This is a genomic window from Comamonas sp. BIGb0124 (assembly GCF_003752175.1).
Lineage (GTDB): Bacteria > Pseudomonadota > Gammaproteobacteria > Burkholderiales > Burkholderiaceae_C > Comamonas_F.
The window spans coordinates 747,242-773,045 of the sequence record NZ_RJVF01000008.1 but is presented as its reverse complement, the minus strand read 5'-3'; the positions used below and the strand labels follow the sequence as shown (position 1 = coordinate 773,045).

23 protein-coding genes are annotated in these 25,804 nt (G+C 62.7%); 14 read left to right on the top strand and 9 right to left on the bottom strand.

Annotation, left to right across the window (positions count from 1 at the left end; all coding sequences use genetic code 11):
• Positions 1-185: 185 nt before the first annotated feature.
• On the bottom strand, positions 186-413 hold the full coding sequence (locus EC845_RS04705; RefSeq protein ID WP_123296022.1) for a hypothetical protein: 228 nt from the start codon (positions 411-413) through the stop codon (positions 186-188).
• A 699-nt stretch (positions 414-1,112) separates the two neighbouring features.
• On the opposite strand from EC845_RS04705, the gene EC845_RS04690 reads away from it, so the two are divergent.
• Positions 1,113-1,787, top strand: coding sequence for a hypothetical protein (locus EC845_RS04690; protein ID WP_123296019.1), 675 nt, complete (start codon positions 1,113-1,115; stop codon positions 1,785-1,787).
• A gap of 12 nt (positions 1,788-1,799) precedes the next feature.
• Here the strand turns inward: EC845_RS04690 and EC845_RS04685 are convergent, their stop codons facing one another.
• On the bottom strand, positions 1,800-2,708 hold the full coding sequence (locus EC845_RS04685) for a LysR family transcriptional regulator (RefSeq protein ID WP_123296018.1): 909 nt from the start codon (positions 2,706-2,708) through the stop codon (positions 1,800-1,802).
• Between the two features lie 146 nt (positions 2,709-2,854).
• Here EC845_RS04685 and EC845_RS04680 point away from each other — a divergent pair, with 146 nt between their 5' ends.
• Positions 2,855-3,871, top strand: a complete 1,017-nt coding sequence (locus tag EC845_RS04680) for a tripartite tricarboxylate transporter substrate binding protein (protein WP_123296017.1) — start codon at positions 2,855-2,857, stop codon at positions 3,869-3,871.
• Positions 3,872-3,933: 62 nt separating this feature from the next.
• Positions 3,934-5,283, top strand: a complete 1,350-nt coding sequence (locus EC845_RS04675) for an FAD-dependent oxidoreductase (protein WP_123296016.1) — start codon at positions 3,934-3,936, stop codon at positions 5,281-5,283.
• A gap of 291 nt (positions 5,284-5,574) precedes the next feature.
• On the opposite strand, the gene EC845_RS04670 is transcribed toward EC845_RS04675, so the two are convergent.
• Complete coding sequence (locus tag EC845_RS04670) at positions 5,575-5,808, bottom strand: hypothetical protein (RefSeq protein ID WP_123296015.1); 234 nt, start codon at positions 5,806-5,808, stop codon at positions 5,575-5,577.
• A 1,456-nt stretch (positions 5,809-7,264) separates the two neighbouring features.
• Here EC845_RS04670 and EC845_RS22060 point away from each other — a divergent pair.
• The 6 genes from EC845_RS22060 to EC845_RS04640 all read left to right on the top strand — a co-directional run bounded on the left by EC845_RS22060 (position 7,265) and on the right by EC845_RS04640 (position 15,804).
• Positions 7,265-7,516 carry a hypothetical protein gene (locus tag EC845_RS22060; protein ID WP_148077246.1) on the top strand — a complete coding sequence of 84 codons (252 nt, stop codon included), beginning with the start codon at positions 7,265-7,267 and terminating at the stop codon, positions 7,514-7,516.
• A 502-nt stretch (positions 7,517-8,018) separates the two neighbouring features.
• Complete coding sequence (locus EC845_RS04660) at positions 8,019-10,640, top strand: hypothetical protein (RefSeq protein ID WP_148077245.1); 2,622 nt, start codon at positions 8,019-8,021, stop codon at positions 10,638-10,640.
• 104 nt (positions 10,641-10,744) lie between these two features.
• Positions 10,745-12,874: a poly-beta-1,6-N-acetyl-D-glucosamine N-deacetylase PgaB gene (gene pgaB, locus EC845_RS04655; protein WP_158615619.1), complete on the top strand. Its 2,130-nt coding sequence runs from the start codon at positions 10,745-10,747 to the stop codon at positions 12,872-12,874.
• 3 nt (positions 12,875-12,877) lie between these two features.
• Positions 12,878-14,155 (top strand): poly-beta-1,6-N-acetyl-D-glucosamine synthase, encoded by a 1,278-nt coding sequence (gene pgaC, locus EC845_RS04650; protein WP_123296011.1) that lies wholly within the window; start codon positions 12,878-12,880, stop codon positions 14,153-14,155.
• Positions 14,148-14,906, top strand: a complete 759-nt coding sequence (locus EC845_RS04645) for a hypothetical protein (protein WP_148077244.1) — start codon at positions 14,148-14,150, stop codon at positions 14,904-14,906. Before pgaC ends, EC845_RS04645 begins: the two co-directional genes overlap by 8 nt.
• A gap of 388 nt (positions 14,907-15,294) precedes the next feature.
• Positions 15,295-15,804 (top strand): hypothetical protein, encoded by a 510-nt coding sequence (locus EC845_RS04640; RefSeq protein ID WP_123296009.1) that lies wholly within the window; start codon positions 15,295-15,297, stop codon positions 15,802-15,804.
• Positions 15,805-15,918: 114 nt separating this feature from the next.
• Here the strand turns inward: EC845_RS04640 and EC845_RS04635 are convergent, their stop codons facing one another.
• The 4 genes from EC845_RS04635 to EC845_RS04620 all read right to left on the bottom strand — a co-directional run bounded on the left by EC845_RS04635 (position 15,919) and on the right by EC845_RS04620 (position 20,339).
• Positions 15,919-17,286, bottom strand: a complete 1,368-nt coding sequence (locus EC845_RS04635; protein WP_158615618.1) for a tetratricopeptide repeat protein — start codon at positions 17,284-17,286, stop codon at positions 15,919-15,921.
• Positions 17,287-17,288: 2 nt separating this feature from the next.
• Positions 17,289-19,034, bottom strand: a complete 1,746-nt coding sequence (locus tag EC845_RS04630) for a DUF4384 domain-containing protein (protein ID WP_233597928.1) — start codon at positions 19,032-19,034, stop codon at positions 17,289-17,291.
• 116 nt (positions 19,035-19,150) lie between these two features.
• Positions 19,151-19,615 (bottom strand): hypothetical protein, encoded by a 465-nt coding sequence (locus tag EC845_RS04625; protein WP_123296007.1) that lies wholly within the window; start codon positions 19,613-19,615, stop codon positions 19,151-19,153.
• A gap of 154 nt (positions 19,616-19,769) precedes the next feature.
• The gene (locus EC845_RS04620) at positions 19,770-20,339 is read right to left on the bottom strand and encodes a hypothetical protein (RefSeq protein ID WP_123296006.1); all 570 of its coding nucleotides are present in this window, start codon (positions 20,337-20,339) and stop codon (positions 19,770-19,772) included.
• Between the two features lie 768 nt (positions 20,340-21,107).
• Here EC845_RS04620 and EC845_RS04615 point away from each other — a divergent pair.
• The 4 genes from EC845_RS04615 (at position 21,108) to EC845_RS04610 (ending at position 23,627) form a co-directional block, all read left to right on the top strand.
• Positions 21,108-21,983 (top strand): response regulator transcription factor, encoded by an 876-nt coding sequence (locus EC845_RS04615; protein ID WP_233597927.1) that lies wholly within the window; start codon positions 21,108-21,110, stop codon positions 21,981-21,983.
• Positions 21,984-22,243: 260 nt separating this feature from the next.
• Positions 22,244-22,396 (top strand): hypothetical protein, encoded by a 153-nt coding sequence (locus tag EC845_RS22305; protein ID WP_158615617.1) that lies wholly within the window; start codon positions 22,244-22,246, stop codon positions 22,394-22,396.
• 285 nt (positions 22,397-22,681) lie between these two features.
• A complete protein-coding gene (locus EC845_RS22055; protein ID WP_148077243.1) occupies positions 22,682-22,891 on the top strand; it encodes a hypothetical protein in 210 nt (69 codons plus the stop codon).
• Positions 22,892-23,465: 574 nt separating this feature from the next.
• The gene (locus EC845_RS04610; RefSeq protein WP_123296004.1) at positions 23,466-23,627 is read left to right on the top strand and encodes a DUF1328 domain-containing protein; all 162 of its coding nucleotides are present in this window, start codon (positions 23,466-23,468) and stop codon (positions 23,625-23,627) included.
• A gap of 48 nt (positions 23,628-23,675) precedes the next feature.
• On the opposite strand, the gene EC845_RS22050 is transcribed toward EC845_RS04610, so the two are convergent.
• Both EC845_RS22050 and EC845_RS04605 read right to left on the bottom strand, forming a co-directional pair.
• Entirely contained in the window at positions 23,676-23,993 is a 318-nt protein-coding gene (locus EC845_RS22050; RefSeq protein ID WP_148077242.1) for a hypothetical protein, read from the bottom strand.
• 154 nt (positions 23,994-24,147) lie between these two features.
• Positions 24,148-25,113, bottom strand: coding sequence for a sensor domain-containing diguanylate cyclase (locus tag EC845_RS04605; protein ID WP_123296003.1), 966 nt, complete (start codon positions 25,111-25,113; stop codon positions 24,148-24,150).
• 393 nt (positions 25,114-25,506) lie between these two features.
• On the opposite strand from EC845_RS04605, the gene EC845_RS04600 reads away from it, so the two are divergent.
• The gene (locus EC845_RS04600) at positions 25,507-25,728 is read left to right on the top strand and encodes a hypothetical protein (protein WP_123296002.1); all 222 of its coding nucleotides are present in this window, start codon (positions 25,507-25,509) and stop codon (positions 25,726-25,728) included.
• Positions 25,729-25,804 lie beyond the last annotated feature (76 nt).

The window sequence follows — 25,804 nt, the reverse complement described above, 5'->3', positions numbered from 1 at the left end:
CGAGAGGCCTGTCGGGATGCCTCTGCAGTCGTTCGGCATGCGACGAGCATGGGCTGCTTCGTCGATGTTCACAAGCGCGGGCGAGAGAAAGCGGCGGCGAGCTCAGGGCTGCGAACCGCCGTGTCGTCGAAGTCGGCATGGTGGCGAAGCAGAGATCTCCGCGACGGCGCCAAGTGGCGTGGGCTTCAATCCAACCAGTTGACCTGAACGTTTGTATATCCCGCCTCGGCCAATTGGTCTTCTGCATTCTTCTCGGGAGCATGCGCTTCGATCTCTTTGATCGCATCGTGATGCGGCTTGTGTTCCAGCCTGAACAGCATGATCTCGGCTGCCGAATCCGTGCGGTTGGGATGCTCGCCGACGGCGTTGCGTGCACTGCCGTTGAAGTCGTAGAAGATTTCGTATTTGTGCATGGCTAGTCTCCTTTGTTGAGATTCCATGCTAATCCGGGCAAGGCACTGGACTTCGAACATTCAGTTCTCGCCCTACATCGAGGGGGCAGAAAAGGGGGAGCGCTGTGACGGGCGCGCTGTCGTGGTGAAAAAAAAGCAGGGTATGGTTGACCGGTCGAACCCCTTTCGTGCCCTGCGGAAACGGGCTTTCGCTGCATGGGCGATCAGGTGACGACCTCTTTCGCGGACACGGATCGCTGCTTGCCGTGCCATCGGATGGTGAACGCAGAAAGCGTGCTCGACCGAGGCGAAAGAGACCGCGCGAAATCCTGCAGAGGTGTTCGTTGCGGGTTGATTGACCCGTATCGAAGCTCCGATCGCACTAGACTGCCTCGATCTCGAAAGAGGTCTGGGCTTGGTCGCCCTGTGCAAGGCGCGCCGCCGTTCGCCTCATTCTGTGGGTCGCGAAGGCGGCAGGTTTCAACCTGTCTGCAAGGAGCCGACCATGGCCGATACTCTCGCTGCTGTCTGCGCACGCCGCTGCGCCGTCAATCCCCGTACGCAAACGCTCGCCTGTCTTTTTTGGACGATGTACCGGACGCCCGGTGACGCCCAGAAGGTTCAAGCCACCCCCGCTGCATGCGCCATCAAGCTCCCCGTGCTCGATGCCGTTCCCCTTCCATCGCACACAGCCGCGCCATGAACGGAAGGAGCCCAACCATGCAGCAACAACAAGACCCGCTCCACGCCGCAGCCATGAGGGGCGCATCGGTGTTCGCCAGCCTGCTCGGCGAACGCGAAGAGCAACTGGATCGCCTGCGAACGACCGTCGCGGCTTTACGCTGGGCCGCCGCAGAAAACCCGGTGTTCGATACCCCGGTCTTGCTGGAGGTGATCGGCGAACTGGTGCCCGCACCGGCCAATGACGAGGATGCAGAACAACGGTGCTGCCAGGCCCTGATCGAGGCGCTCCGGCATGATCGATCCGTTGCCGTATGCGAGCCCATGCCGGTGTCTGTTCCGTCCACGATGAGCATTCCGATGGTGCTGAGCCTGATGTACGCCATGGAAGAGTCAGGCGGCAAGGAGCAGCGGGTGGCGACGCTGCACAAGCTGCTGGTCCAGATCGATGCGGTTGCGGATCCGTTGGCCGAGCCCCTGGCGGACCTGTCTGCTGGCGAGGCCACGGGCTACCGGCAGGTGCTGGCCGAGTATGTGGACTTCCTGCGCAAGCAGGGCTGGGAAGCGCAAGCCGAGCGGGTGGACGACGGGATTCGCAGTTGGCTGGTTCCCGTCGAGCCGATCCGCAAGGCTCGCAAGACGCGTGAGACGCGTGAGAGGTCGCTGGGCGCACGGCCGGTTCGTCGACGGAAGCCCGCCGCGGGCGCGAACTGAGGTTTCATCGCCTCATGCCGGTTGAGGCGGCCCGGCATCGCAGCGCTGCAGGGCTTGCCTGACGCCCTCCACCAATTGACCCACCAGCGGCGAGGCGGCGAACTGCAGGTTGACGACGAGTTCGACCTGCAGGCGCGGTGCGCTGTCGATGGGCCGATGCTCCAATCCCTGGTGGCTGAAGGCACGGGCCGTGAAGTCGTCGACGACGGCCACGCCGGCGCCCTGGGCCGCGAGCGCGCAGGCCATGAGACCCGAACGGACCTCGATTGCCGATTGCACGGGCAGGCCCGCAGCCTGGCTGCACTGCTCGACAAAACGGGCCTGCGGCGTCTGTGCACCGAAGGTGATGAGGCGGTGTTGCAGCAATTGTGTGGCCGTGACCTGCGCGAGGCCGGCCAGCACGTGGCCGGCGGGGAAGATGCAGGCGAGTGTCCAGTGGCCCAGCGGCGTGCGCTGCAGCACCGGGTGTTCGATGGGCACGGTCGAGATGGCCAGGTCGGCTTCGCGGTTGACGAGGCGGGTCTCGATTTCCCGGGCGGGCAGGGTTTCGATCTGAAACCGCGCCTCGGGCTGGCGCCGGCTCAGCGCGGCCAGGGCGGCGGGCACCAGGGCCAGCCCGGTGCTGGGGCTGCAGAGCACACGCAAGGTCTGGTGGCCGCCGTGCTTGAGCGCGCGCACGCAGTCGTCGATGCGCTGCACCCCCCGGTACACCTGCCTCACCTCGGCATAGAGGGCATCGGCCTGCGGCGTCGGCAGCAGCTTGCCCTTGCGCCGTTCGAACAGCGTCAGGCCCAACTGCAGTTCGATGTGGGCCAGCATGCGGCTGATGCCGGGCTGCGAGACGTGCAGCAGCCGGGCCGCCTCGACGGTGGAGCCGGTCTGCATGACGGCCTGGAAGACTTCGATTTGCCTGAGATTCATGGGATGGGGCTGCCGTAGACCGTGCGAAAGCAGGGCGTCTTCACTATAACGTCAAGGTATAGGGTGCGGCCATCAATGTATTGGATAGGCATGGGAAGGCTGCCTATCATCGGACGACAAACACAACAGACCGTGGAGTAGACAACATGCATGACGCCGCTGCAGCATCGCCTGCCGTTTCGATTTCGCGCCGCCGGGCGCTGGGCCTGCTGGCCTCGGGCTTTGCCGGGGCTGCGGGCCTGGGCGGCCTGCCGGCTTACGCCGCGCAGGCGTGGCCCAGCAAGCCGGTTCGCATCATCGTGCCGTTTGCGCCGGGTGGCGGTGCCGACGGTTCGGCCCGTGTTCTGGGCGAAGTCATGTCGCCCGATCTGGGCCAGTCCATCATCGTCGACAACCGGCCAGGTGCCGGCGGCTCGATCGGCGTGATGGCGGCTGTGCAGGCCAAGGACCAGCATACGCTGCTGATGGGCAGCAACAGCATGGTGATCGGGCCGCTGCTCAATGCCTACAACTACGATGTGGCGCGGGATCTCGACCCGATCGGCATGGTGTCTTCGCAGCCGCTGGTGCTGGTGGTGCCGGCCTCGTCGAGCATCACGAGCCTGCAGCAGCTGATCGCGCAGGCCAAGGCCAAGCCCGGCGAACTGAGCGCGGGCAACAGCGGCAACGGCACGCTGGCCCACCTGACGGCCGAGCTGTTTGCGCTGCAGACCTCGGTGTCGCTGATCAGCGTGCCTTACCGCGGCGAAAGCGCGTTGATGCCCGATCTGATGTCTGGGCTGGTGTCGATGGGTTTCCTCAATCTGCCGAGCGTGCTGCCTCACATCCGCTCGCAGCGCCTGCGTGCGTTGGCGGTGTCGTCGCCGCAACGGGTGGCCGAACTGCCCGACGTGCCCACTCTGTCGGCGCTGGGCCACCCCGAGCTCGAGGTGCGTGGCTGGGCCGCGCTGATGGCGCCCAAGGGCCTATCCGAAGCCGAACTGGGCCGCCTGGAGAAATCGCTGGCGCAGTGCCTGGCCTCCGAGCACGTCAAGTCGCGCTTCACGACCTTCGGTGTGACGCCCTATGTGCAGGGCCGCGGCCAGACCCGCGAACTGCTGGCCCAGGAAACCGCGCGCTGGCAAGAGGTCATCAAGACCCGCAACATCCAGGCGAATGCCTGACGCCTGACGGCCGTGATTTCGCCGACTCTCGCCCCTGATCCGTTTGTCTTCTCCCGATCGCCATGTCCACTTTGACTTCTTCTCCTGACGCCTTGCGTGCCGGCACCCAGGTAGCCGTGAAACAGATCCTCCCCATCGACGTGCTGGTATGCGGCGGCGGTGTGGCAGGCACGGTGGCCGCGGTGGCTGCTGCGCGTGCAGGGGCTTCGGTGTTGCTCGTCGAGCGGTATGGCTTTCTGGGTGGCAATGCCACGGCGGGAGCGGTCGCGCAGTTCAACAGCTGGACCACGGCCAGTGGGCGCAAGGTGGTCGGCGGCCTGGCCGACGAAGTGGTCGCACGGCTGGCTGCCTATGGCGGCGCGGCCCCTCACGAGTCGTTCGTGATGTCGACCGGGCATCACATGGATCGCGTGCCCTACGCCCCCGAATTGCTCAAACTCGTGCTCGACGACATGGTCCGCGAGGCCGGCGTGCAGCCGTTGCTGCATGCGCAGATGCTGGACGTGCGCCGTGCGGGCCGCCAGGTGCAGGCGGTGTTTGTGCTGACCAAGAGCGGCGTGATGCAGATCGAGCCGCGGGTGCTCATCGACACTTCGGGAGACATCGACGCGCTGCATCGCGCCGGCGCCCGTTTCCTCGAGCTGGACGAGCAGGACAGCCTGCAGCCTGCCACCATGATGTTCCGCTTCGGGCCCATCGATTTCGCGCAGTTCTCGGCCATGCCGCTGGCGCAGATGCAGGCCCTGTCGCAGCAGGGTTATGCCTCGGGTGCGCTGGCCCGCGCCGCGTTGCATGCCAGCCGGGATCCGGATTCGAACGACGGCTGGTTCAACATCAGCCGTCTGGCACTCGACGCCACCGACGCACTGGCGCTGGGGCAGGCCGAGATGGAAGGCCGACAGCAGGCCTGGCGCGCAGCCGAGTTCCTGCGTCAGCACGTGCCGGGCTGCGCCGATGGCCGCCTGCGCGCGTTCGCGACGCAGGTCGGCATCCGGGAGACCCGCCGGGTGGCCGGCGATCACGTGTTGACCGCGCCGGAGCTGCTGGCGCCGCAACACTTCGACGATCACATTGCCCTCGGCGCCTATCCCATCGACATCCACGCCGCGCAGGGCAGCGGTCTGGTCTACGAGGCTTTGGGAGACGACCATTTCTACCAGATACCCTACCGCAGCATCGTGCCCGAGTCGTTGGACAACACGCTGGTCGCGGGCCGGGGTATCTCGGCCACCCATGCGGCGCTGGCGGCGATCCGGGTCATGACGATCTCGATGGCGGTTGGCCATGCCAGCGGCCTCGCTGCGGCCTTGGCGGTGCAGGGGACGCCCTGCGGAACGCCCGTGGATGTGCGCAGCGTCGCTGTCGGAAGCCTGCAGCAGCGGCTGCGTGAACAGGGCGCTTGCCTCGTCTGAACGGCCTGTCGTCAGGCTCGGGAGAGCGGGGTGACCCAGGTTCATGTTTCGGTTTCGTGTTATTTTTATTACTTATGAATTAGCGCGGAAATTCCGCCAGCCATCAGCCGAAAAACATGAGGCAGGGCTTGGGGTGAATGCCTCCGACATTCCACTCTGACCGGGTCACCTCGCTGCGCCAAAACAAACACCCCAGAACGGGATGTTTATCCTCGCTCCGGGGTGCTGTGATCGGGCGGATTTTGCGAGCAGGAGCCGCGACCCCGAAACGCCCTGCGTGTGATCGATAAATTACCAGGATGGGTGAGTATTGCCCATCGGCACCTGGGGTGCGTCGCCGCGTATTGGCTTGCGCGTGGCAAGATGCTTTCGAACGAACCGTGTGGCCTTGCGCTTCATGATCCGGCTGCGCCGAATGGCGCCCAATTGCTGGTCGGCCTTGTGACTGACGGAAATCAGGCTGTAGAAGAAGAGGCCGCCAAGGATCTCGAACAAGATGACGCCGCCGATTATGTACATCCACATGGTAGATCTCCTTTGCTTGTCGTTTATCGCTGATGGTTCCAGCTTACGCTGATTGGCGGGTTTGGATGTCCTCCAAAACGTAGTGTAAGGGTAGAGGTTTCCCCACATCTGGGGCACTCCCCTTTCTGACAGGGAAAACCCCAGCCATCTTGCAAGGCGCTCGAGACCCTATTTTTTGCCTGATCGCTTTGGCCTGTTTTGGGTAAAGGCACGCTATTTGACGTTGCCTGACCCCGTCCGAATGGCCAGGCTCGGAGAGCCGCCGCGAAGTATAGGTACTCACAATGAGGTATTGAGCATTTGCAAGGGTTGTGACAAATATCTTTTCAAACGCGAAATGAAAGGGCGTGCATCTAAGATCGTCGTCTTTCCAAGGAGCTGCCATGAACCCGATTTGCATTCGTTGGCTGGTCACGGAGCGTGCCAATAGATACGGCTATCCAGCGAGCTGCATGCGATGGCTGGAGGTCGCCGATAGGTCGAGAAAAAATCGGGAGGGGGTGACCGATTCGGCTTTCCCGCCCGATGGCCGAGGCCGCCATGGGGTCGAAACCCGAGAATCATCGCAGACCCTGTCCAGCCAGACATTGCCAGCCCAAGCGCCGTGGACGTTGAGACTGATCTTTGGCCGATGACCGGGCCATGGGCCTGCCTGGATGGCTGGGCTCGACCGGCGCATGGCCTGAAGTCGATGGTTTTCAGGGTTTTCCTTCGAGAAAGGGATAAATACTACCTACTTCTAGGTATTGAGACGGCTAGGGTGAAAACATAAACTGAGTTGAATCATTTTTGAAGAAAAGAGGGCGCCATGGTCCAACTGGGTGCTGGACAATCAGATGCGATTCACCTGTATCGCGTCCGCAGGCCGTTATGGTTGAGGTTGCTCTACAGAAGCCGTCACCTCTATCAACACCGGTTGACGGGACAGTTGATGCTGCTGACCGCCGCCGAAGAACGTGACATCAAAAGGGTACGCACGGAAAGTACCGCTTTGTTCGACCGGACCGTCAGGTAGCGATTCCCGTCCCAGGGTCGGTCCCCCCGATGTCCGGCTTCGGTTTCGCAGCACCGCATGCCGGGCACCGTGCCTGTATCGCTGCGCCGTGTTCTGTCGATCCACTGGCTTGCCGGCAATTTGCGGCTTGCTGCGCCAGGGGCGCTCCCGCCCTCGAGCCGGGCTGCTCCAGGGCCCGAGCCACCCGGCAGAGCGCCCGCTGTCGTTCGTTACCCCGCCACGCCCCCATCTTCCCGTAGCCCCGCTGTGAGCCACCGGGAACACGCGCCTGTCGGCCCGGCTGCGCCGAGGTCCCGATCCTGCGCCGCGCGATGCCGCCGAGCCGATGATGCACAGGCCGATGTCTCGGTCGCCAAAAATACCCGAAGAACCGCTGAGTCGACGCCTTTTTTGCGGGTGGGTCTAAAGGGGGGGCCTTGCCTTGGTTTGATCGACTGCGTGATGGAACAGCTGTCGAAAAGGGGAATTTGGCAAGCACTACTCCTGAAACAAACAGGTGATCATTCTTCTTTTAGACTTGATACTCTAGAAGTAACGAATTTTTATCAAAGTACATTTCAAAATGTATCGAAGTTTTTCGAAGAAGTGATTGAGGTCTGTCTTTCCAGTGGTCTCTGTGCCTTTGAATACGGCCCCATCTTCGCGATGAGCCGCTGTGTCGACCGCGGCCGATGGCCGGGAAAAAATGCGTGAAAAACGTTTTCTTGAGTCATCGAATCGGGGCAAGCTCTTGAATTTGCTCGAATTGGCGAAAATTCGGATGCCTGCGCCAATGACCGCTTTTCATTGAATCCTACGGTCTGCCATCCAAAAGAAGCGAGGATGCCGTGAGCGGAAATACATTCTTGAGGTCGCGGTTGGATGTGAGAATCCAATGAATGTTTGATGCGTTTTGATACAGGTGTGCGTTTGCGTGACCCTACAAAGTCGGGCGTACTGAAGGCACCCGTTCCTCAGGGCCGCCATTCAGCGTGTTCCTGAGGTTATGTCTATATGACGCCTTACGTTCGCCCCTCAGATGATTAGTCGTACAAAAAGTCGGTCAACGGAAATCGCTGATGGCGCGGTGTGTCCTCAGCACAAGCCTTTGTCGTATCCGTCCACTCGCCGGAGTGAAAACCCGCCACGGTTCCGCCCGGCCTGCTATGCCGTCTTCTCGGCATGCGTTCTGGTCTGCACGCCGGGCTGGGCGCAATTGAACACGGGGGATACCGGCTCGACGCCGACTTCTGCTGCCGCGGCAGAGCCCGATGCGACCGAGGTTCGCACGGTGGAGATCAGCGCGAGCGAGGCCGTGCCGGATGGGCTTGGACCGGTGTCTTCGGACGCACCGACGGCGCCACCCACCCCTGCGCAGAGCGCACCGTATTCCGAGGCATCGCATGACGAGCTGGTGCGACGCGTGAGGTTGGGAACGCTCGAGCCGATCGCCGCCATCGAGCAGGTCGATGTCTGGTTGGCGGAGCCGCTGCCCGGCGCAGTCATCTCGAGGTTGGTCTCCGATCGTCTGGTGTGGCTGGCCCAGGCCTTTGCCCCGGAGGCCGCGCTCGAAAGCCAAAGCACGCTTTCACTCGAGCTGTTGCACGACTACGCACTCTATGTGCAGATCGGATTGGCGCGGCAGGCTCGGCGTATCGACAAGCAGGGCGACGCGGTGCAGGAGTTGCTGCGCAGGGACCGCGACGATTGGCAAGCCCGGGTTCAGGAAGTGATCTGGCTCAACGACCAAGGCGACACGGACCGGGCAGAGGCTGCGCTCGACCGGCTCAGCTCGGATCTGATCGACCCCGGCGCGCAGGAACAGGCCGCGCTGCTCGAGCTCGAGGGCCTGTTGGCCGAGGCCCGGCAGCAACCGACGCCCGCCCTTCGCGCCTACAGCGCCTTGCTGCAATTGCAGCCGCAGCATCGGTATGGTCAGCGCACGACCTCGTTGATGATCGCGACCACCGGCGGTGCTTCCGTGGCGTGGCAGCAGGCCCAGGCGCTGGAGGCCAGTCAGCCCGGCAGCTACAGCTTGCTCGAGCTTGCGCGGCTGCGCCAGCAGGCGACGGGGCAGGAATTGGGCTGGAATCTCAGCACCCGAAGCGAGCAGCGTGGCCCGCAGCGTCAGGCACTGATCGACCCCGTTGTCGCCGATCTCGAGGAACAACTGTCCAGCCCGGCGCTTCAGGAGGGACTGCGCGGTCCCCAGGCACCGGCCTGGTACGAGGTACAGAAGGCCCTTGTTTTCGACTGGTACATCGCGATGGAGGAGTCGGGCCAGTGCAGGCGAGTGCTGCGCCATTACGAAAGCTGGTCGCCTGCACTGCGGGACGTGACGCTCTCCGCACGCCGGGTGGTCGGGGACTGCTACAGCCAGTCTCGTCAGCCGCTCAAGGCGATTCCACTTTACGAGGCGGCGCTCGGTCCTGCGGGTCAGTGGATGGACCGGGGTCTGCTGTCGGTGCATTACAGCCTGACGTATGCCTATGTCGATGTGGGCGCTTTCGAGCAATCGCAGGCGTTTCTCGACACGCTTCTGGCCAGCACCTCGCCCACCATCCGGCAGGGGCCGGCGGCCGGCCAGGCCAATCCGGACTACAGCGAACTGCTGAATCTGCAGGCCATGAGTTGGCTGTACATGGGGCAGGTCGCGCGTGCGGACGATCGTGTCACGCAGCTTGCCGATCTGGCACCCCGCAGTGCATCGTTTCAGCTCGGTGCCGCCGAGACCAGCCGGGCCCGGCAACGGCCCGAGGCTTCGATGGAACGCCTGCAGGCCTTTCGCACCGACCAGCCCGACAATCTGGCGCTGATCGGCGCGCTGGCCGATACCCATCGCGAGTTGCATCAATGGGGACCGGCCCGGCTGCAACTCGATCGCATGATCAGGGACTGGCCCGACGAGTATGGAACCCAGGCCGCAGCGCGGCGCGATCGGGTGGCGCGGGCCGCTCAGCTCGAGGTCGAGGGCGAAACGGGTTTCGGTGGCAACTCGGGCAGCAACTCGGTCACCGCCGATCGGGACTACCGCCTGCGCGCCCGCCTGAGCAGCGCGCTGGCTCGGGATGCCTGGCGGGTGTTTGCCGAGCAGAGCTACACCCGCAGCAGCCTCGACGACGGGTCGTCGCAACAGCTGGCCCGGACGGGCATCGGCCTGGTGTGGGATGTCGACCGCTGGCGGGGCGAGGCTCAGGTCCACCAGGCCACCCGCGACCCGTATCGCACAGGCGGGGCCGGCCGGCTCGACTTGAGAGCCAGCGACCAATGGGACTTCACGGCACGGGTGGACAGCAACAGCACCGACATTCCGTGGCGTGCCCGTGAGGCGAACATCGGTGCACGCGAGGCCGCCCTGGGGGCGAGCTACACCGTCCACGAATCTCGCCGCTTCATCGCATCGGGCCAGTTCCAACGGTTCAGCGACAGCAACCGCCGCACCTCGTGGCTGCTGGGTTGGGAGGAGGGCTGGATCCAGCGGCCTCGCTGGCAGTTCGCGACGCGCCTGGACCTGGGCTTCGGGCACAACAGCGCCGACGACGCGGCCTACTTCAATCCGTCGCACGACAGCTCGCTGAACCTCGCCAACAGCTTGCGCATCCTGCAGTGGCGAGATGCCGACCGGCAGATGAACCACCTGGTGCAGATCGATGTCGGCGGCTACCGGCAGTCCGGCTACGACAGCAAACCGGCGGGCGCGCTGAGTTACGGGCACGAATGGAACCTGGGGCAGAGCCGGACCTTCAGCTACGGCGCCCTCGTCTCCACCCACCCTTACGACGGACGCAGTGAACGCAACTTCAGTCTGTTCTTCAAACTGAGTATGGCGTTGCCATGAAAAATTCTTCATTCCACACAGACCGTCGACCTGCGGCAAACGCTGCACACGTCGAACAGGGACGAGGCAGGCTGGGGTCGCTCCGGCGTCGAGTCCTGTCGGCAATGGGGGTATGGCTGGCGACACTGGCATGCGCTCTGAGTCCCGGCCATGCGCAGCAGTTGCCGCAGCCCGACGTCAACGATGGCCAGACCTTCCGTGTCATTGCATTGCACGACGTCGTGGACAACCTCAAGGCGCCGTCCACGATGCCTGCCGACGCGACGCGGACCTCGGCGCGGGATCTGCTGGATTTCTTGAGCTGGCTGAAGACGCACGACTACCACCCGGTCAGTCTGCAGCGCATTGCGGAGTCGCGGCAAGGCGGGCAGCCCTTGCCCGACCGTTCCGTGCTGCTGACCTTCGACGACGGCTACACCAGTTTCTACAGCCATGTCTTCCCGCTCCTGCAGCAGTTCGGATACCCGGCGGTGCTGGCGCTGGTGACTCAATGGCTCGAAGTCCCGAGCGGGCAGCAGGTGGAGTTCGGCAACACCCTGCAGCCGCGCGATGCCTTTCTGAGCTGGGCGCGAATCAAGGAGATGGCCGATTCCGGCCTGGTCGAACTGGCCAGCCACAGCCATGCCATGCACACCGGCATCCAGGCCAACCCGCAAGGCAACCTGATCCCGGCCGCCGTCACCCACGCGTACGATCCTTCGACGGGCTCCTACGAGACCGATGCGCAGTATGTCGCGCGCATCGAAGGCGATCTCAGGCACAGTCGCGCGCTCATCGAGCAGCACACCGGCCATGTGGTGCGCACGATGGTGTGGCCTTACGGCGCCTACAACCAACTGGCTCTCGACGCCGCCGGCCGGGCCGGTATGCCGATCACCATGACCCTGACACCGGGAGCGAACAACGCCGGCACCTCGCTGTCCGTCGTCCGGCGTGCTCTGGCCTCGTACAGCAACAATGCGGCGAACTACCAGTCCGCGATGCTCAGCCAGCCGGAAGGGGAGGGCATCCGTCCCATCCATCGGGCCATGCACGTGGACCTGGACTACGTCTACGACAGCGATCCCGTGCAGCAGGATGCCAATCTCTCGGCCTTGCTCGAACGGATCAAGAGCGTCGGCGTGTCCAGCGTGTTCCTGCAAGCCTATGCCGATCCCGACGGCAATGGCGAGGCCGATGCACTGTACTTCCCCAATCGGCACCTGCCCATGCGATCCGACTTGTTCGGGCGCGTGGCCTGGCAGATCAAGACCCGGACGCCGGCGCGTGTGTATGCCTGGATGCCCGTCATGGCCTTCAATCTGCCGGCGGACCACGCGCAGGCCCGCACGCTGGTCCAGACCTTGCCGGACGTGAACACGGACGGCCGTTACCAGCGTCTGTCTCCGTATGCGGAAGACACCCGGCGCGTGATCACCGAAATCTACGACGACCTGGGGCGCTACACGCAGGCGGACGGCATCCTGTTCCATGACGACGCGACCTTGGGCGACGACGAGGACGTGAGCCCGGAAGCCCTGCAGGCCTATGCCGGCTGGGGGCTGCCCGCGGACATCCAGGCTCTGCGCAGCGACCCGGTTCTGGCCGCGGCCTGGGCACAGGCCAAGACCCGGCACCTGACCGATTTCACGCTGAGCCTTGCGCAAACGCTCAGGCGCTGGCGCCCGGAGTTGCTGACGGCCAGAAACCTCTACGCGCCGCCCTTGCTCGACAAGGCCGCGGCCCAATGGATGTCGCAGGATTACGAAAGCGCATTGGCCGCCTACAACTACGTCGCCGTGATGGCCATGCCCTACATGGAAAAGCAGCGGGATGCCGACGGCTGGCTGCAGGCGCTTGCACGCCGGGCGCTCAGGACGCCGGGGGGTGTACAGAAGACGATTTTCGAATTGCAGGCACGCGACTGGCGGCACGCAGACCGGCCGATCCCCGACGACGTGCTCGAGCATCAGTTCATGTTGCTCAAGCGCATGGGCATCCGGCATTTCGCCTACTACCCGGACGACTTCCTCGCCAATCAGCCGGGCTCGGACATGTTGCGCCGCGTGCTCTCCACCTACGACAGCCTCCAGGGTCTGGCGCCGGGTCGCAGTGCACCGACCGCCGAGCCGCAGCCGCCGGCCGTGGCCGCTCCGGCGGCGCCCCGCAACGGGCGTGCGCTTTCTGCCGCCGCCGCAGCCAGGCCCCTCGCGGGGCTGGGCGGCACGGTCCGATCCATTCAACAAACCCGCTAGGCCATGGACTTCCTCAACAACCTGAGCGGATTCAGCGCTTCCGTCTTGCAGCCGCTGTACTGGTATGCGTTCTACTACCCCTTTGTCATGGCCTGGGTATGGATGTTCGGCGGTGCCGTGCATGCCTGGATCTTCGAGAAATCCGACACGCTGGATTTCGATCCTCTGAGTGCCTACAAGACTTGGCCGATGGTCTCCATCGTGGTGCCGTGTTTCAACGAGGCACGGCATATCCGGGAAGTGGTCTCCCGGCTGCAGCAGACCTTCTATCCGAACTTCGAAGTCATCCTGGTCAACGACGGCAGCACCGATGCCACTGCGGAGATCCTCGACGAGCTGTGCCGGCAGGACTCGCGCCTGCGCGCCGTGCACCACGAAACCAACCAGGGCAAGGCGGTCGGCCTCAACACCGCCGCGTTGCTGGCGCGTGGCGAGTACATCCTCGGAATCGACGGCGATGCACTGACCGACTCCGACGCCGTCGCCTGGATGGTGCTGCGCATGCGCCAGTCGCCGCACGTCGGTGCCATCACCGGCAACCCTCGTATCCGCAATCGCACCACGTTGCTGGGGCGCATGCAGGTGGGCGAGTTCTCCTCGACCATCGGCCTGATCAAGCGCTCGCAGCAGATGTGGGGCCGGCTGTTTACCGTATCCGGCGTGATCGCGATGTTCAGGCGCAAGGCGCTGCTGGAAGTCGGATGCTGGAACCCCGAGGCGCTGACCGAGGACATCGACATCACCTGGCGCCTGCAACTCAAGGGCTGGCGGGTGGAGTTCGAAGCGCGAGCGCTGTGCTGGATCCTGATGCCGGAAACCTTGCGTGGATTGTTCAAGCAACGCCTGCGCTGGGCGATCGGCGGGCTGCAGACCCTGACGCGCTACAGCGGCGCTGTGGCTTCTCCCAGGCAATGGCGCATGTGGCCGATCTTCATCGAATACTTTGCCAGCGTGCTGTGGGCCTTCGTCATGTTTGTGCTGATGCTGCTGGCGATCGTGCTGCTCGGGTTGCCCGGGGCGACCCAGCCCACTTTCATTCCGGCCTGGCACGGCGGGCTGCTCGCGGCCACCTGTCTGCTGCAGATTCTGGTGAGCCTGGTGATCGACCGCCACTACGACCGTGATCTCCTGCGTTATTACGCCTGGACGGTCTGGTATCCGATTGCCTTTTGGTTGATCAGCATGTTTTGCACCGTGGTGGCTCTGCCCATCATGGTCATGCGCCGCAGAGGCCGGCGCGCCATCTGGACCAGTCCCGACCGAGGAGTTCACCATGCCTAATGCACGTACCCGTATTCAGACACTCAGCAACGCAAGTCACACCTCGGGCCAGCCGGCGCGCTACCGCCGGTTCCGCACCAAACGAGAGGTCGCGTTTCGCGATGTCCCGTGGTCTGTGCCTGGAGAGTCGCCTCTGATCATCGATCTCGCGCTGCTGAGCTACCGCGAACTCCGCGAGCAGCACAGGGCGCTTGGCAACCCGCTGTTCTACTTCTGGTTGCACTGGGTCCGGCCGGCTCTGGTGGGAATCGCATGGCTACTCATCGGTCTTCACCTGTGGCGGCACTTTGTCCCCCAGGCTCCCGAGCACCGTGTCCTGGCGATGGTCGTGCTGGGCGCCATCGTGGTCACCTCGCTGTTCATGCTCATGCGCCATCGCATCCATCGTCAGCCGGACGACGAGCATGGACATTCGCATCACGAAAGCCCGGCATACGATGGGCATGCAGCATCGCCGATGCGTGCAGGAAAAGCCTGGACACCGCGTTTTGCGACCCTTGCAGAAATCGCAAAATATGCGGCGCTCCACCGGCACGACCTGTTCGTCTGGCAACAGTCGCGCCAGCTTCGCGTGCAGCACAACGACGAAGGACGCCTGATCCATGCGATCGACATGCCCTTGCCTCCGCTCGCTGCGCCGCATCCCACCGGCCTGGCAAACTTTTCCGGTGCCCATGCAGCGCCTCCCGTCACGGCAGCGTCCGAGCCTTGGCACCTGACACCCGTGTACCCCTCGCAAGGACGTCCTTGAGGCCAGGCGGCAGGCGGTAACTGAACGTACTAGTTGCCTGAATTGGACAATTTGGGCAAAGGCGCTAAGAATGGGGTCGAATGGCCCCAAGGTTCGATCGCCGACGATCGGACATTCAAGGAACACGGCGTGTACGAACGTGTTGTTACATGTGGGGTTGCCTGGCCGGATCGGCCACTGCGAAACGGTTCGTATCGATCGACCGATCGTGTCCACTCCTTGCTGCCGGCATCGTGTCCGCCTGCCTTCAATGGAAGGTCGGCACGGGCTCGATCTCCGTTTGGGCCCCCGGTCCAAGACGGAAGACCGGCCTGCCTGCACATCCGCGCCGACGGCCCTCCCCATCGCCCTGAACCCTGGCCCCATCGGACTTTTTTACGGAGTAGGTATGAGCGAAGAAAACAAGTCGAACGTCGTTGCACAGCAGACAGAGACACTACTGGCGCTCGCTCGACTGGCGCGTGAAGGCCTGCTCGACCAACGCAAGGCCAGGGACGGTCTTGCCGCGATTCAAGCGCTGATCGATGCGCTGGTGCAACCGGCAGTCGATTCGGCACGGGGGGCGGCACCGCCGCTCGAGGCGCTGGTGACCTATACGAAATCGGACACCGGCCGTGCCGCACAGGCTGCATGGGAGGCCATATCGGCGCGACTCGATCGAGGGCAACGTGGTTCTGCCGCTTCATATGTCGCCCATGGCATGACGGCCACGCTGATCGCGGAAGGTGTGGTGTTCGAGCGGTCCAATCAGGGATTGGGCCTCTTCATGCGGGCGCGACGTCCTGCCGTCCTGCCGGAGCCAGAGGCGTTGGCGGCCTTGTCGGAGCCCTCTGCCGAAGAGGTCTTCCGTCCGACATTGCGCAAGCCCGCAGGGACTCGCAGCGACTGGCGAGGATGATGCGGCCGGCCCGACCCCCCCCGTCGCCGGTTCGCCTGCCTGCGCGGGCTTGGGGCTCGATCCGGCTGAGCTCAGGTTCGAGCTCCAACGACACCGTTCAGGATAACCGGCACATCAGCGAACCTTGGGCTGACGGAACTGCAGCACCGCATCGCGCCAGTCGGCCGGCAGCAGATGGAACAGAGGCGTCGGCTCTTGCTGCAACTGGGGCGTGACCACCGGCGAGCCGAAGCTGGATTGCGGTCGCGTGGTATCCACATACGCCAGTTGCTGCATCCAGTTCACATCCAACTGACCGTTCGGGGTGACGCGCGAAAAAATCAATGCCAGCATGCGCTGGGCCTCGGCATGGCCCTGCTGTGCCGCGAGACGATAGAGACGTATCGCCTCGCTGAAGTTGACCGGCGTCCCCTGGCCTCGGTGAAACCGCTGGGCCTGTGCAAACACCTCGTGCATCGGCTCGACACGCGGCGGCGCCGGACCGGAGCCGCTCGGCCCACCCGCCGAAGCGCTTGCAGGCGTGTCTCCCAAGCGCTCGTTCATGATGCGCACGTTGCTGGCCGCTGCGGCAGAGCGAGATGCGGCTTGTCGAAAACGCATGCGCGCTTCGGCGAATTGGCCGGCTTCGGCTTCCCTCATGCCCAGCGCGATGAGCGCATTGATGTCGCCCTGGCGCGCGGCCCGCAGCAGATGCGCACGCGCCTCCGGGTCGGTGTTGTCCGGTGTCGACGTGCTGGCCGACGCACCGGTTTCGGATGCGGCGTGGGTGCGTGTGATCATCAGCCATCGAAGGTATTGCGCCAAGGCGGGCGAACTGCCGTCGAGGCGCGTCAGCCACCTTTCGGCCTCCGTTCTTGACGGCGGCTGTCCGCAGCCGTCGATGGCGCACCAGGCAAGCCCGGCCTCCGCGATCCGTGAACCGGATGCCTGGGCGCGCTCGAACCATTGGTGTGCCTCGCCCGCATCGCCGCCGTTCGGCAGTCCATGGAGGCGCAGCAAACCCATCAGCCATGCCGCTTCCGCACGCTGGGCGGGAAAGCTCATGTGCCGGCTGCCCGGCGGTTCCTTCAGAATCTGGCCACCGGCGGCGAACGTGCTCAGGCGTTCGAGGTCCTTCTGCCAGCGCGGGTCTTCTGCAGGGGCGATGCGGATGGCATTGCGGCGAGGCTGGCGCTCGAGCGGGTCGGGGCCTGGTGGCACGATCGGAAAGAGCGGATCCTGCGATGGCATCGCTTCGGCCGGTACCGCGACGAGCTGCGCATATGTCGTCAAGGCCGGCAGCGCACTCAACACCAGCGCCAGGACAACGGCGGCGCACCATCTCAGCACGATGTCGGCATGAAGCCGCTGGCGGCGCCGTTGCCGCGAGCAGGCGTCTTCCGTACCTGATTCCGAGCGCTGGCCGGCCAGTCTCCGGGCATCGGTCACGCCGCCGGTCTTGGAGGGGCGGCACGAGAGGGGGGCATTCCGAGAAGTCGTCATGGTCACCTCGCGGTGGCAGAAGCCGAAGCGGTGGGTGCCGCAGGGACGGCAGATGCCGTGCCGCGGGGCGACTCCAGCACCCGCCATTCGGCTCGGGCTTGCGTGAAGGTGTTGCTGTCGGCGAGTCCGTCGTGGGCCTGCAGCAGTTCGGCGACATTGCGGATGCCAGGGATGGGCCGAATGGGTTCGCCGCGGAAGACTTCGGGCAGCTCGGCCAGAATCGGGCGGTCCGTCGCAAGGCAGGTGACCGACTCGATACCCGGACGATCGGCCTGCAGGATGAAGCCCGGTGTGGGGCTCATCCAGTCCGGAATGCGGATGGCATGGTTGGCGGCGACAAGCGATTGGGAGTTCGTTTCGTTGGGCAGCAGCCGCATGACGCCGGAAGCATTGGCGAGATAGCAATACAGATGCGAGTTGCGCGAGACCCGTGCCGTCAGGAACACCTGTTCGGCGGGTGCAAAACCCGCGCGGCCTGCAAAGAGGTTTTCCACGCGCAGTTCAACCGTACGCCGGACCCCCTCGGAGCCGCCGGCCGCGCCTGGCTGAAGATTCGCCACGGGCAGGCCGCCGCCCGAGGGCACCCAGCCCACCCGCGCCAGGCCGCCATTGCGGTCCAGCGACACGAAATCCCGCAGCGCACGCTCGTAGGTGCTGAAATCGAGCACACCCGTTGCCACGATACCGCTGTCGGCTTGGAACTGGCCCAGCACGTTGACGAGCACCGGATCGTTGCCGGGCAGGATTTCGGCCTGAGGCCGCAGGTAACCTTTCTGGCCCAACGCGCGCTGGACCAGACTCTGCCGGGCTCCCGGCGAACCCTCTTCGTACCAATCCAGCAACTGGCGCTGAAAGTCGGGATGGGTCTGGTCCAGGGTCAGGCATTGCCAGTAGGGCAGCCGGGCCCATTTGCCGACCAGCTCGATCGTCGCCAGCTCCACCAGGGTGCGCATGGCCGGGCCGGTGCCTTGCGTGTAGTCGCGTCCCACGTTGAACTGCACGCCATAGCTGTTGATGCGTCCTGCCAGATCCAGCCCCCTGCCGCCATTACCGATGACGATCTCGTTGGCCGAATCCAGTCCGGGAATGAGTGTGCGTGTGCGGAAATCGCCGAGGTGCAAGTCCAATCCCATAAGCGACACACCTCGCGTCCGGCTGTAGCCTGCCTCGGCATCGGTACCCGAGACGCCGATATCCATTTGTTTGCTGATCACGCTGCGGTCCAGAAAAGCCACCGCACCCGAGACATACAGCGCAGGGCGCTGCAACTGCAACTGGTTGTTGTTGAGCAGGATCGTGGTCAGGTTCTGCACCGTGTCCTGGCGCACGATGTCCACTTCGTAGTCCACGAACCGGAAGGCATTGCTCATGCGCGACATCTGCGACAGCGCCGTGATGATCATGTCCTTGGTCGCCACGGCCACGTTGCCCGAGTAGTCGGGGATGTTCTTGCTGGTGATCAGCGTCGTCGATGCCCGCGCTTCCCGCAGCAGACGGTCCATGCACATCAACGAATCCGAGAAACTCGAGATCGAGCGCGTCGGCCGCAGGGCCGGGCGATCCTGGGTGTGACCATGCAACTGGAAGTCGGCATCCTTGCGGACATCCATGTTGCCGCAGGCCGAGAGCAGCAGCGAGGCCATCGCCGCCGCCATGCCGCGCATGAAGCGCCGGGCGCCGCTGGGCCGCCGGATGTCGGAGCAGCGTGACGACCACGCGCCAGCCTGCATCGTCTTGCGTGCATTCATATCGGAATCTCCCTCTTTCAGGCCGGAGGATGTCGTGTCGACCCCTGCCTGCCTATTTTTCTAACGGATCGACGGCTTTGCGCCGCAAGGAATGGCTTCTCGCGCGGCCGTCCGTCTCAGCAGACGTTGATCAGGTCGCCGCGCAACACCACGATCTGATCGCCGCCGCGTCCCGGGCCGTATCGCCCGCCTGCTCCGGCGGCCACCGTGTTGCTGCCGACTTCCTGGACACAGGTGCGCCGCCCGTTCTGAATCGAGGTGTAGCTGTTTACATCGGTGTCCGTCGAAATCGAGCCCCGGTCGGCACTGCCGGCTTTGGCTTCGTAGCGCACCACCTTGGCGTTGAGCCACGACGGCATCTCGCCGCTGCCCTCGATCCCCTTGGACTTGCTCTCGGCCAGCGGCATCATTTCCACGCTGACGGCCGAGTTCAGCACCACGGGATCGGTGCCGGGCACAAACTGCGCCTGCGCCGCGGTCTGCACCAGCAGCCCCAGAGCGGCGGCCCAACCCCATCGGCGGGCGGCGACCCGCCTGGGGGGTGGCGATGGCCGGTTGCGAGATGTTTTCTGAAAAGTCATGGCAAGCTCCTTCGTATCACGATCAACCGGTGGGTGAAACCGGTGCGGTTCAGGCCGCGAGAACGCCATGCGCATCGGGCATGGAAAACCATCGCCTGCGGAAAGCAGGCGATGGCGATGCTCAGCCCAGACGGATGCCGGGCGTCAGGACGAGTTACTCGCCGTTGTTGGACGCGACGTTCTGGATCGCGTTGCCATGGCGCTTGGCCGTGTTGTAGACACCCGAGTTCTTGACCAGCGCCACTTGCAACGAACCGCTGTTGATGCGCACGTTGTTGGCATTCGAGGCCAGGCTCTGGCTTGCGTAGCTGTCCGATTGCGCATAGTTGTTGACGCTGGACTGCTTGATCAGGGCGGCCTGCACCGAGGTGCTGTCGATCCGCACGTCGTCTGCATTGGACGCGATGTTCTGCAGCGCCACGGCGTCGCTGCCATCGGCGTGATTGGTCACGCTGCTGTCCTTGGTCGACACCAGCTGCACCGACAGGGCATTGATCTGGACCTTGCCGCTGTTGGACGCCAGGTTCTGGGTCGCGTCCGTGCCATTGCCTTCAGCCTGGTTGTTCACCAGCGTGGATTTGATGGACGCGATCTGGATGGACGGGGCGTTGATTTCCAGGGCTTGAGCGCCACCGTGATGGCCACCGCCGGGCGGGGCGGCCATCACGGACGAGGTACCGAGCATGGCCACGATGGCCAGGGTCAGCGTAGATACAGTCTTCATGGTCATTCCTTCAATCGACATTAAAAATTACAAAGGCCCATGGACAGGCTCGCCATTTACCTTTGCATGTGAGGACATCACCGGCCCACCCTCCTGTGGCTGTGCTTGGGTTCCGTCCGCTAGCCAGTCTCCAGTTGTGGGACAACGACGCCAATCCCATTTAGCAGGTACCTAGGAATTTGCCGGCCGTTTGATGGGAGGCCGAAACGACGTCGAATGTAGGATTTTGTTAATCGGTAATATTTAACTATCTTATTTGTAGCATCGATATGATGCCGACCGGCCACTCTTCTACTGGATGGCCAAAATGTATATAGACTGAAAGTTCTTCATTTTCTTGTTTGCGTGAAATTACGGAGTCGGTCCTTGCTGGGTGGAAACCGGGAAAAATGGATTTTCAAATTGAACGATGGGCTAACTACTGACTAGTTACAAGTTGTAATAAATGTATCATAATGATTATTTGAAAATATTTGATTTAAATGCTTGCAAATTGGCGGGAGCCCCTTAAAAATCGTTCCGCCGCCCTGTGCTGCGCTCCCGTGTGACTTGCTGTTTCGAATCAAGTCGACGCAGAGCCAAGACTGGGTTTTGCTGGTTAGGTTATCGATAGGAGTTGTTCGAGGACTGGGTCTTGTTCCGTTTGAGTTCTTTTTTGATTGGTTCTAATCGGGTTTTGCGAATGGTGGCAGTGCTGGCTTGGGGTCTTTTCAGGGACGCCGGGGCCGGCTTGGACGTGAAGTTAATTGAATCTAGGGGAAGACAAAAATGAGTCATTATGTAAAAAGCCTGAAAGGTGAAGAGCCGCGTGTGGACCGAACCGGAAGCCCGGGGTTCAAAGCCCCGTTCGGGACGTCTCCCGGCCATGGCATGACTGCATGGCATGTGCGCTCCAACTCCGGTAGCGGCGAAGGCGGTGGGATATCGTCAGCCCCCACCATCCCGCTCAAGACCCGTTCCGATTGGCCCTATCACCTGGTCGGCCAGGCCGAGCGTCCGGTGCGTGTCCTGCTCGTCGACGACGACCAAAACATGCGCCATGTCATTTCCCAAGAGCTGCTCGCCGATCAGCGGCTGCTGCTGGTCGCTCAAGCGGATAGTTTTCGGAGTGGGCGACGGGCGCTGATGGCGCATGACTTCGATGTCCTCATGGTCGATATCAACCTCGGCGACGGCACGGGTTACGAATTGATTTCCCACATGAAGCGCATACGGCCTTCTTCCGAGGCCGTTGTCATTTCCGTCATGGACGGCGAGGAATCGGCTCTTCGAGCGTTCGAATCCGGTGCCACGGGTTATCTGGTGAAGTACTCGTGGTTCGATCGTTTTGCCGATGCGATTTTGGAGGTCGCCAATGGCGGTGCCGCGATCACTCCTCAGTTGGCCAAACGTCTGCTGCTACGCCTCGAAGGAGAGCCTGGCCGCACCCGCAAGGCAGACGGCTCCTTCATGGATCAATTGTCCGAGCGCGAGAAGGAAGTCCTCAAGATGATCGCCGGCGGTTACACCAGCACGGCGATCGGCGCACGCCTGCTCATCAGCAGCCAGACCGTGAACGTGCATGTGCGGAACATCTATCGCAAACTGCGGGTCCGCACCCGTGCCCAGGCGGTCAACTACGCGATCAGCTTCGGCATGCTCTGAGCGAACCGCGTTTCGGAGCTTTGCCGCGGCGACGCAGGCAGAAGACCGCTGCCGCTGCCACTGGCAGAGGTCCTGCCAGCGCTTGCGGCAGGCCGAGCCAGGCTGCCTATTCCGTCGGTTGGCCTGTGGGAATGTAGCTGAATGTTTATCGATGGGGTCATGGACTACCCTTTGACAGCACAAGCTGGACATTACCGGTGAAGGTATTGAGCCTAGATTCGGGAATGAGGCAAATTCGCTTCATACCAGGAGAAAACACCATGACCAAGAGCCCGGGACAGAACGAAAAGAAAACAGGCTCGAGCTCGGCGGAGAAGCCGAGTAAAAACCCGAAGGAAGAAACGGGTAGCAATAAGAAATCAGATCAGCCGTCGCAGCCGAGTAGCCATCGCGCATCGAAAAAGCCCGGATGATGTTGTTGGAAATGCAGTCCCGTATCTTACGGAACAAGTAGCCTCGGGTCTGACGGCGGCCCTGATCAATGAGGATCGGGGTTTTTTTATGTCCAATGCACCGGGGACATTTACATGAAACGATCGAGCTGGGGTGTCCTGTGCTCTTGTTTGTGATCAAAAATGACAGTTGAATTGATTTTGATGGGATGATCCATCCAGGATGGGGTACCGATTAATGGGTATTGAATGCAGCCGAATGCGACACTAGAATTTCCCAGCTCCGCTGAGCGAAACGAGGAGTCCATGAGTCAACTTTCTGTGCAACGTGTCGACGGCGAATTCCTGGTTCGTGTCGACCGTCCGTTATGGGTCAAGCTGTTTTATAGAAACTGCCATCTCTATCGTCATCGCTTGACCGGTCAACTCGTACTCCTGACCGCGCAAGAAGAGCAGGATCTCATCGTCAAATTTCGCCGGCACAACGCCAAGTTGATTGACAGCTCGGTGCCTTGACCAGGGGCTGGATTCGACGTCTTGTGGTGTGCGGTTTTTGATTCAAAAAGCAGACCTGCTCGAATTCTCATTGAACTCAGAAAAGACCCGCATCGAAGCGGGTCCGGTCGGGGTCACAGCGGCAGGCCGGCATCCGGCCTGCTTTCGATCAGTGACCGCTGGTGTGAGAGCCAGCCGGCATCCACTTGACCCGCGCAGGTTCGCAAGGGCGGTACGTCCCAGTCGTTCGGGTGACTGCACGTGGGCAGGGCCATCGGACAGGCCCCCGGGGGACGAGGTTTTTCCCACGCGGTGGTGCAAATTGTAGGAGGCGGCTACGCCAGAGCGTACGCCCACATGGCGCTCACTTTCCGAAAGCACCTGCGCCTACAACGATGCGACTGGGGTGGGGTTACAAACAGGGCTCGGTCACGCAACCGGCCAACGTCACAAAGGAGAGAGCCATGTTGAGCATGACAGCCATGTTGAACCGGCTCACCGGCTTTGACGATGCATACGGTTCGACGGATCGCACCATGGGCCAAGGCAACTCAAGTTCCATTCCTAAACGTCAAATCCCTTCAGGAGATCCACCATGCTTCACTACGCCGTCGTCTTTCTTGTCATCGCACTCATCGCTGCCGTTTTCGGATTCGGTGGCATTGCATCCAGTGCGGTAGGAATCGCACAGATTCTGTTCTTTGTTTTCATCATCCTGGCTGTTGCAAGCTTTATCTTCGGACGCGGTCGAAAGTAGACCCCACCTGAACACCGACCGAGACGCCGGCGACATGCCGGCGTTTTTTCATCTTTTGGGTTTGGCGCGCACGGCAGGCACTGCGGGCCACCAGGGCAAGCGCTGCATCGAGCCGCTCGGCGATTGCGACGCGGACAGCTTGCGCTGTTGAGACGATCGGTATTCCAGCCAGAAGCACTTGATTTCGCCGGATTCAGGTGGGGCGATCGCTTCGATGGACTTCATCAGGATCCCCCGATTCTGCAGGGTGTCGGGAACCCACTTTCCGACACCTTCAGGATGCTTGGAGCCGGATTCTGCTCCCCACGCGACTCGGATTGTTGGCATTGCTGTGACTCCATTCACTGAAACGGAGTCACTGAGCATAGGTAGCGAATCGGCAATCCCAGTAGATTATTGCGATTCTTTGAGAATTATTGACAATCTGGAGGCGTCGTCACATGGGCTGCAACGGGCCCATGTCGTTCCTGCGCGATGCCCTGTGGCAGCTGCCATTCAGGGCGAGCCGACGTCAGCCGGATCAGACGGCCGTGCGCCGCAACCGCTTGTTTTCGTACATGCGCTGATCGGCTTTGCGCAGCAGTGCGGCGATGTCTTCCGAGCCCGCTTCTGAAGTCACAGCGCCGGCGCTGAAACGAAGATGCAGGCCCGGAACCACGTTTGCATTGGATGCGTCGATGGCGTGCTGCAACCGCTCGAGCGCGGCGTGGATCTCGGGCTCGGAGGTATTGCTCAGCAGCACCACGAACTCGTCGCCCCCCAGCCGGGCATAGACGTCGGAAGTCCGGAAAGTCAGGCTCATGGCCTCGGCGAATCGCTGCAGCGCCCGGTCGCCCTCGGAATGGCCGTGCTGGTCGTTGATCTGCTTGAAGCCGTCGAGATCGAAGAAGAGCAGCGTGGCGGGCAATGACAGCCGCGCGCACGTGGCCAGCACGTGGTTGCCCAGTACTTCGAAGCCTCGGCGATTGCTCATCTGCGTCAGGTGATCGATGGTGGCGCTCTGGATGGCGGCGATCTCGTCTTCGGCCATGGCGGCCAGATCCTGGAGCAGCTCGCGGTCCTTGGGGCTCAGCGAACGAGGCTCGCGGTCGACCAGGCACAGCGTGCCGACGGCATGGCCGCCGCTGATCTTGATGGGACAACCTGCATAGAAGCGCACGTGCGGATCGCCCGTGACCACCGGATTGTCGAAAAAGCGGATGTCTTCCCGGGCATCCGGGATCTCCATGATGTGGTCTTCGACGATGGCATGACTGCAGAACGAAATACTGCGCGGCGTCTCGCTTGCATCGATGCCTTGCTTGGATTTGAACCATTGGCGATCGACGTCCACCAGCGAAACCAGGGCGATCGGCACATCGAACATTCGCCGTGCCATGCGCGTCAGGCGGTCGAAACGTTCCTCGGGCTCGCTGTCAAGTATCTTGAGAGCGTGGAGCGCAAGGATGCGGCTGGCTTCGTTGGCGGGAATCGGCGGAACGTGCATGGGTGTGCAGAAATAGGGTGGCTGACATCAGGTCGCCACGCAGTCGTCAGGGTTAACGATAGTGCCAGACTCGCACGATGACCGAGAAAAAATTGTAAACGAATACTTTTTACCACGAGGTCATGTTCATTGCATGTCCTCGGGGGTGAGCGCAATTTTATCGTTCCTGGCATACCCCGCACCTGCGGGGTAGACGGAAGGTTCGATGCGCGGGGTCACACCGGATGAGCGGCGCGACGACAGGACAGGCCATCGGCTCGATGGTTCGTCGAGTTTCGGCAACTCTGTCGGGAGAGAGGCCTTCGACAGGCTGGCGCCGTGGCTGACAAACCCCTGTTTGAAACGTCGCCACACTGGCCCTCACCCTAGCAGTCACGTATTTGGAGGACAGTCATGAATGGAACACGTATCGCCGGGTTGATTCTGGTCATCGCGGGCATCGCCGCTTCGGCCATCGGCAGCTTCAGTTTCACCAAGGAAACGCATGAGGCGCAGGTGGGTCCGCTGTCGCTGTCCGTCAAGGAAAAAGAAACCGTGAACATTCCAATGTGGGCAGGCATTGCTGCCGTGGTGATCGGCGGAGGCCTGTTGCTGGTGGGTGGCCGCCGCGCCTGACACGAGCCGGCCTTTGGCCGGCGGCGGCCCGCCTGTCGCACGGCCTGTCGAGCCGCACGCGGATCAGGTGTCGCCC